At 51.9% G+C, this 1,537-nt stretch carries 1 rRNA gene; it reads left to right on the forward strand.

Annotated elements, in window-relative coordinates:
• Positions 1-1,537 (forward strand): 23S ribosomal RNA (locus BM120_RS10640); the annotation flags it as partial.

Here is a 1,537-nt window from a genome sequence, read left to right on the forward strand (position 1 = left end):
TGAAGCGATACCGAAAGGAGTCGTGGACAGTATAGGAGAGAGAATGTTGGCATGAGTAGCGAGATGAAGGTGAGAATCCTTCAGGCCGTAAACCCAAGGTTTCCAGGGGAAGGTTCGTCCGCCCTGGGTTAGTCGGGACCTAAGCTGAGGCCGAAAGGCGTAGGCGATGGATAACAGGTTGAGATTCCTGTACTACCGATAATCGATTGAGAGAAGGGATGACACAGTAGGATAAGCTGAGCACACTGTTGGTTATGTGTGTCTAAGTATTGAGGCAGGTTAGATAGGCAAATCCGTTTAACCAATGCTGGGATACGATGGGGAGCGAAACAAAGTAGCGAAGCAGCTGATTTCACACTGTCGAGAAAAGTCTCTATCGAGATTAAAGGTACCCGTACCGCAAACCGACACAGGTGGGTGAGGAGAGTATCCTAAGGCCAGCGAGAGAACTGTTGTTAAGGAACTCGGCAAAATGACCCCGTAACCTAGGGATAAGGGGTGCCCCAGAAATGGGGCCGCAGAGAATTGGCCCAAGCGACTGTTTACCAAAAACATAGGTTTCTGCGAAGTCGCAAGACGAAGTATAGGAGCTGACGCCTGCCCGGTGCTGGAAGGTTAAGGGGATCTGTAAGAGAAATCGAAGCAGTGATCTTAAGCCCCAGTAAACGGCGGCCGTAACTATAACGGTCCTAAGGTAGCGAAATTCCTTGTCGGGTAAGTTCCGACCCGCACGAAAGGCGTAACGATTTGGGCACTGTCTCAACAACAGACTCGGTGAAATTGTAATCCCGGTGAAGATGCCGGGTACCTGCGACAGGACGGAAAGACCCCATGGAGCTTTACTGTAGCTTGACATTGGGTTTCGGTACTACATGTACAGGATAGGTGGGAGACGAAGAGACGAGGGCGTCAGTTTTCGTGGAGTCGACCTTGGGATACCACCCTTGTAGTATTGGGACTCTAACCATAGGCCATGAATCTGGTCTTGGGACACTGTCTGGTGGGCAGTTTGACTGGGGCGGTCGCCTCCTAAAGGGTAACGGAGGCGCTCAAAGGTTCCCTCAGTACGGTCGGAAATCGTACGAAGAGTGTAAAGGCAAAAGGGAGCTTGATTGCAAGACATACAGGTCGAGCAAGGTAGAAATACGGACTTAGTGATCCGGTGGTTCTGAGTGGAAGGGCCATCGCTCAACGGATAAAAGCTACCCTGGGGATAACAGGCTTATCTCCCCCAAGAGTCCACATCGACGGGGAGGTTTGGCACCTCGATGTCGGCTCATCACATCCTGGGGCTGTAGTTGGTCCCAAGGGTTGGGCTGTTCGCCCATTAAAGTGGTACGCGAGCTGGGTTCAGAACGTCGTGAGACAGTTCGGTCCCTATCCGTCGCAGGCGTAGGAAATTTGAGAGGAGCTGTCCTTAGTACGAGAGGACCGGGATGGACATACCTCTGGTGTACCAGTTGTTCTGCCAAGGGCATGGCTGGGTAGCTATGTATGGAAAGGATAAGCGCTGAAAGCATCTAAGCGCGAAGCCCAC

The organism is Peptostreptococcus sp. D1, from assembly GCF_900112955.1.
Lineage (GTDB): Bacteria > Bacillota > Clostridia > Peptostreptococcales > Peptostreptococcaceae > Peptostreptococcus.